Origin of the sequence: Okeania sp. SIO3B5 (assembly GCF_010692555.1) — a bacterium.
In the GTDB taxonomy this organism is placed as follows: domain Bacteria; phylum Cyanobacteriota; class Cyanobacteriia; order Cyanobacteriales; family Microcoleaceae; genus Okeania.
The window spans coordinates 1-6777 of the sequence record NZ_JAAHHG010000534.1 but is presented as its reverse complement, the minus strand read 5'-3'; the positions used below and the strand labels follow the sequence as shown (position 1 = coordinate 6777).

4 protein-coding genes and 1 pseudogene are annotated in these 6777 nt (G+C 35.2%); 1 reads left to right on the top strand and 4 read right to left on the bottom strand.

The window, feature by feature from the left end; translation table 11 throughout:
* Positions 1-292 precede the first annotated feature (292 nt).
* From F6K54_RS37600 to F6K54_RS37585, 4 genes are all read right to left on the bottom strand, one after another.
* Complete coding sequence (locus F6K54_RS37600) at positions 293-721, bottom strand: DUF1622 domain-containing protein (protein ID WP_293089102.1); 429 nt, start codon at positions 719-721, stop codon at positions 293-295.
* 788 nt (positions 722-1509) lie between these two features.
* Entirely contained in the window at positions 1510-3249 is a 1740-nt protein-coding gene (locus F6K54_RS37595; protein ID WP_293089100.1) for an ATP-binding protein, read from the bottom strand.
* A gap of 1368 nt (positions 3250-4617) precedes the next feature.
* Entirely contained in the window at positions 4618-5469 is an 852-nt protein-coding gene (locus F6K54_RS37590; RefSeq protein ID WP_293089098.1) for a lysophospholipid acyltransferase family protein, read from the bottom strand.
* Positions 5470-6236: 767 nt separating this feature from the next.
* A complete protein-coding gene (locus F6K54_RS37585; RefSeq protein WP_293089096.1) occupies positions 6237-6488 on the bottom strand; it encodes a hypothetical protein in 252 nt (83 codons plus the stop codon).
* 72 nt (positions 6489-6560) lie between these two features.
* Here F6K54_RS37585 and F6K54_RS37580 point away from each other — a divergent pair.
* Positions 6561-6777 (top strand): annotated as a pseudogene (locus F6K54_RS37580) (hypothetical protein); the annotation flags it as partial.

The following is a 6777-nucleotide window of genomic DNA, read 5'->3' as shown; positions in this document are numbered from 1 at the left end:
TTTCTACCCCTCGAAATGCCGAAAATCTTAGATTTTTGAACCATTACCACCTAAAAGCTGGTACTCCCTTAGTACCTGAAAAGGGTAAAACCAATACAAGTCAAGACGCGTGATATTTAATCAGCAATCCCTAATTAATAATTACCTCTTCTTGAAAAGAAGAGGTAAAACGCTTAAGAAAAAAAATACTTTGATCCAATCCTATTATTTATAAGAAGAGGTATTTCTAAATTCTAAATTCTAAATTCTAAATTCTAAATTCTAAATTCTAAATTCTAAATTCTAAATTCTTTTATCTATTGAGATTATTTTTTTCCTCCAGTTCTTTCACTTCTTTTTCTAGAAAAAAGTTGAGAAAAGTTCTAATTCCAGCAATTGCTGCTAATCTTCCAATATCGCTCCAAGTTGGAGAGATGGCAGTTCCTACTATATCAGCAGCTAACAAAAATTCTAAAGCTAAAACTAGGGAGATACCTAAGTCGAGCCTGATTCTTCCCTCTTGTGCAAAAAGCTGATTATTTTTCCGTCTGCGCCACATTTGTGCTAGTGCTTTTAGTACTGCAAAGGCAATAATAAAAACAGCAACTGCCTCAATAAAAATCTTCAGAATAAGCACAAACTCATCTAAAAAATTTTCAGCTAATTCTATTATGTTTATAGCTAGAGTCAGGGAATAGGGAATAGGGAATAGGGAATAGTGAGATAAAATTATTGATTTCATATCTTGAATTAATTTAATTAAAACTTTTGAGGATGGTGAGGTACAGTTGAAGATTAATCTCTATCTTTGCAGTTCAGGCTTCTAGCCTGTAACAAGTAGCCTGTAACAAGCAGGATGCTTGTGTTAGTAAAGCTTATAGCCTATAACAAGCAGGATGCTTGTGTTACCAAAATTACTAAATAAAATTTTGTAATTCAAACTTTTGAGAGTCAGAGAATAGGGAATAGGGAATAAGGAATAGGGAGATAAAATTATTGATTTCATATCTTGAATTAATCAGGACTTACGCAAAAAAGGAAATTTTACCGAAGAATTAATAATTAATAATTAATAATTAAATAATTCTGGTTTAAAGTCTCCCTTTTTAAGGAGAAAAAAGCGGTCTCCGGATGGCGAGGTCCCCTCGCCATATCCAATCAACCAAGAGAAGAAATAATATTTCCTTATATTCAATTCCGTAACGGTTTTAACCAGAGGTAATTATCAATTATCCACGATCAATTATCAATTAATGAAAGTACCGACAGTACCAAAGAAATACTGAAATTATCAATACTATTCTCCAATATTTCCTCTTTTCCTCCTTTCTTCCCTACTGACTCCTGACTCCTGACTCCTGACTCCTAAATAATAATGAAAGTACCGACAGTACCAAAGAAATACTGAAATTATCAATACTATTCTCCAATATTTCCTCTTTTCCTCCTTTCTTCCCTACTGACTCCTGACTCCTGACTCCTGACTCCTAAATAATTAAGACTAATATCATACACGCGCTTCAGCAACGCCTAAAATCCAATATCATCCAGAGCAACCTGAGCTGCTTCATATAATTCTTCATCAGACACATATCGCCAGTCTGTATCTCCAATTTCCTGATAAAAAGTCTGGTCATAAGCACGAGTTTGAATAACTACTGGCATCGGTACCGCATGACCTAATACCAAAGCTTGTTGTTTAGAATCCAATTTTGCCAACACAGACCGTAAATTATGACCGCCAGAAACTCCTGTAAAAATAGAATCTATATCCTTATCATCATTTAATAAAGCGGTAATTCTTGTACCAATTTGAGACATAACTTCCGCATCTATCCCGGAAGGCCGCTGGTCTACTACCAATAAAGTCACAAAATATTTCCGCATTTCTCTAGCTATTGTTCCAAAAATAGTTGAACGTACTATGGCAGGGTCGAGAAAACGGTGAGCTTCTTCAATAGTTATGACTAATGGTTGAGGGCGATCGCTCGGATTTTTAGAACTTAAAAATTTATCAGCTTTCCGTACATAACTATTATGAATTCTGCGAGTAATCATATTAGCAGCTAACATATAAGAAAGCATATTCGACTGGGAACCAAATTCAATAATAACGTGTTTCCCAGCATCCAAAGATTCTAAAATTTCTTCAATATAATTATTAGTATTTTTTGTCTGCATATATTTCAGATTATCCAGTCGCAATAACTTTCTTTGTAAAGACATTATTGACCCTTTGTGACCCCTTTTTTCATCACAAAATGTTTGGATATCTTCATTAGTCATCTCCAGTAATTGAGCAATCCAAGATTTACCAAATTCACTTCTCAGAATATTTGCACTATCAATACTTGCCTCCGATAAATTTAATTCCCGTTGCACCAACCCAATATCTTCTACCTCAATTTGGTTATAACTTAAATACAATTCTCGTGCATCTCGCACCCCTCTACGTTTAGTAGCTTCTGGATCTAGAGTCCAAAGTTCCACTCGTTCTGGAAACAATTGTTTTAAACCTTTTACCGTATTAACTTGTTTTCCTTCCGCCATTGCTTCCCAACCATATTCAGAGTGCATATCAAAAATTAAATTTACAGCAGCTCCTTTACGAATAATCCCAGATAAAAGTAAACGAGTCAGAAAAGACTTACCTGTTCCTGACTTGCCAAAAATGCCATTACTCCGTTCTACAAATCTATCTAAATCTAAACAAACAGGTACATCCATATCAATAGGTTTACCTACAGCAAAATTGCGCCTACTCTGGTCATCTTCCCTACCAAAAACCAGACTAAAATCTCTCTCACTTGCTTCAAATACTTGGGAAAAATGACTCGGAATAGTTTTCACTGGCATTAATTTAATTTCAGCACTGGTTTGAGCTTCAAAAGATGCTAAATTTTCTATAGATTGAGATTTTTTTTTCTTGCCATTATCGTTATTAGCATTGAAATATACTGGAGATTTTTCTGAAGAAATAACTAACATCAACATTGGTGCAAGTTCGATAGTGCCGTAAGTACTACCTCCAGCTAAAACAGATTGTAAAAAATCATCTGTAGGTAAAGGAGGATTAATCATTATTCGTTCGCTGGATGTTCCTAATAAAACATCGGTTAGCATACAAAAAAAGTGGGTTTGTACTCCTTTTACTACCAAAAATTTACCTACCCGCATATCTTCTACTGATATGTCTGGATGTAGTCGTACTTCTAATCCTTGACTGAGAGAACCTTGAATTACTGAACCTAATGGTTGTTCTAAATCCATATGAATTACTTGATTACTTTATAATGCTATAGCAGGGAACAGGGAACAGGGAACAGGGAACAGTAGGAAAAACATTTCCCTGTCTAAGGTTTATCATCCGCATAAGTCAAACACCAACTCGTTCTTTACTATATATCAAGTTATATCAAATCCGTTGAATTTGGTATAAAAAAAGATTCCATCTTCACCTAGAGTGGAAAGAATTCTGAGTTCTCTTCCCTTCTGAATTCTGGATTCTGGATTCTGAATTCTGGATTCTGAATTCACTATCTTATTACACCGATGCTACCGGATTTGATATTATACCATTTTTATTAACTAATGAAAGTAGGGAAAGGAAAAGGTAATATCATGTCCGGTTGAATAATTAGACTTTGGTGTACAGAAGGCAGGAGGCAGGAGGCAGGAGGCAGAAGGTTTTCTCAAGAGTGTCACCTTTATTTTATACACGCTCCGATGCTACCGGACATGATATAAGAGGGAAGAGGGAAGAAGGTTTAAAAGTATGAAAAAAAAACTTAAGTTTTCTGTAGATATTCACGCTTAGGTTTACACAAAAAATATAGCGCGGATATGATACAGCGTATTCCACTTTGATAAGGTAAACCTACGCGAGCAAGATGCTTCCTCGCGAGCAAGATGCTCGGACTGGGAAGATTTAATTAGGGTTTGCTGAAAAAGTCTTATGGGTGAGGGTAGGAGTCAGGAGACAGGAGACAGGAGACAGGAGGAGTAAGGAATAAGCGAGGAGGCAGGAGGAAGAATTATCCCAAGATTGTTCTGCCTCGCGTCAACCCAAAATCCTAACTTTTTGAGCTTTAAGGAGCAAAAACCTTGTACTTTTTCAAGACCTAAAACGGTTAAAACCTTTATCTGTAAAAGCTTTGATATTTAATCAGCAAGCCCTAATTATTAATATCTGTACTTCATATACTTGGAATTTGTTGTATCAAATCTCTAAACAGTTAAGAACTTAACTTTTTGAAATAATTGAAAATTCCAAGTTAGCAGTGTAGCGAGTTTATCTAAGGAAGGCAGAAGGCAGGAGGTTTTCTCAAGAGTATCACCTTAATTTTATACACAAATGATGCTACCGGACATGATATAACCCACATTCCGCACGTCAATTTGTAACATTAAAAGTAGTATGAACATCCTGGTTTTGGTAAGTATTTATATGATATAAATTATTTTTATTGACCTTTCTCAAGAGTCAAATTATCAGCATAAATACTTACTAAATTGTTAACTCCTATTGACAACTATAATTTTCTTCTTACTTCTTACTTTTAACTTTTAACTTTTAACTTCTTACTTCTTACTTTTAACTTTTGACTTTTGACTTTTGACTTCTTACTTCTTCCTTCTTCAAGAAGTTGATAACACTAATTTGTCTAACTCTTGCTGCATTTCGGTCAGAACTCGCTCATAACAAGCATCAACATAATCGCGATCGCTAGCTGCTTCACGTCCATAACGCTCAAAGACAATGGGAGAACAAACTCGGGTATGAATTTTTACTGGCAAAGGAAAATTAGGTAAAGGCCCAATAGCCAATCCCCAGGGTAATCCAATATAGATAGGAAACACTTCTGGATCGAGACCAAATAACCAAGGCAAACCCAATTCATGGAGCTGTTTCACTTGTTCATAAATATCTGCCAGTACTATTAAAGTATCGTGAGCGCCATTAGAAATCATTGGCACAATAGGTACTTCTTCACGCAAAGCCAACTTAATAAAGCCTTTACGTCCAGCAAAATAGATTTTATCTCGCATAGAATGAGGACGGAAGACATCCGGGCCACCACCAGGATAAACAGCCACAGAGGCATTTCTTTGGAAAGCAGCGATCGCCATTTTCGGATGCGCTCTAACTGCTCCACATTGTACTGCTAAGGGAGTGGTAGGAAAAACTGACCAGGCATTCTGGTGCATAAGTCCATAAACCAAACGCTCTGTACCAAATCTTTTAAACCAGTCATACATACACATATGCATATCTGGAGCGGGTAAACCACCATTATGAGATCCAACTATCAGGATTTTTTCATCTCTAGGAATATGATGCCAACCGTCGGTTTGAACTTGAAAATAATAACGATAAAACCATTCCCATAATGGCATTAAAGATTCAATTACTTTTGGATCGCGGTCATCTAAAGACCAACCATCATAAGCTTGACGGGAGTTTTTTTTATTGACAGTAAACACTGGCATCTATAAAATTTATTATTTTGCTAGTAATTTTAATAATTATATCTTAGAATTAGAAAAATGTAATAAAGTTGCACTATTTTTTCAATATTCTACTAACATTTCAATCCTCAATTATTATGGTGCTGTGGCTTTTAGTGAACATAATAGTCGAAGTTAATCAAAAAATTTTTTGGAGGTATTGAATGAGTATTTCAACACCCCGAGCTAATGAGCGCGTTAAAAAGAAATACAAGAATATACTTTCAGTGTTGAGCTATCTGTGAAATAATCCAAGATTAATCTCTACCAAAAACTAAGGCACTGTTTCGCGATTTTCAACTTCATCACTACCATTTATAATTCATCAGATGGTTGAAATTAACTGTATCAATTCCCAGGCTTTGTAAATAATTTGCTAATTTGAAATCGTCAGTTAATACTAAATATTTTCCTTGTACTAGCCCAATAATACCAATTTGAAAAAAGAATGTTACAAATAATAAGCATTATTAAAATAATTTGTAGGAAATATATATTGGATTAAAAAGATAAATTACTATATAAAAAATGGTATCAAACCTATTCCCATACGACTCCTGACTCCTGTCTCCTGACTCAATCGCAGTAACCTAAATATTTGTAGCAAAGATTTATCAAACTGGTATAATTCCACTGTCAGTCAAACCAAATTTAGTAAATTTTTTGACTTTAGTTACAGCCCTACTTTCAAGATAAAATTCATCCAGCTTAGTAATTTATGCTGCTAAAATGCTCAGGCATTTCGAGGGTTATGGTTCACCTAATTGATTAATTAAACTATTAATTTCTGTCAGAATATTAGGGGTTGTGACAATTTTGGCAAACTTTAATAGTCTGTCTAATAATTGATAATGTTCTGGCAAAAATTTTTCAGTTCGATTAAATTGAGAAATACGCTTTTCATTAACTTTACCAACAAACCATAAAAGCAAAATATTTGTATCAACTAAAATACCTTTGCTTCGATACTTTTTAAACAGTTGTTGAGTCTCAATTATCATAATTCGCGGATTTTCATAGATTCGACTTCACCTGTTTCGGCATTCACTGTAAAAATTTTATAATCTCGTTCGATGCCAAAAAATTCAGGAGATAAATCATTAGCATCTACTTCTAGAGGAAGGGCAATATCTTTTTTTCGATTATATCCGAGTGTAATTAACCAAAATTTGGTGGTGGTGCATAGTAATGGTAGAGAGAGTGTGGGGGGATGGGGAGATGGGGGGATGGGGAGATGGGGAGAGGGGGAGATGGGGAGATGGGGAGAGGGGGAGAGGGGGAGATGGGGAG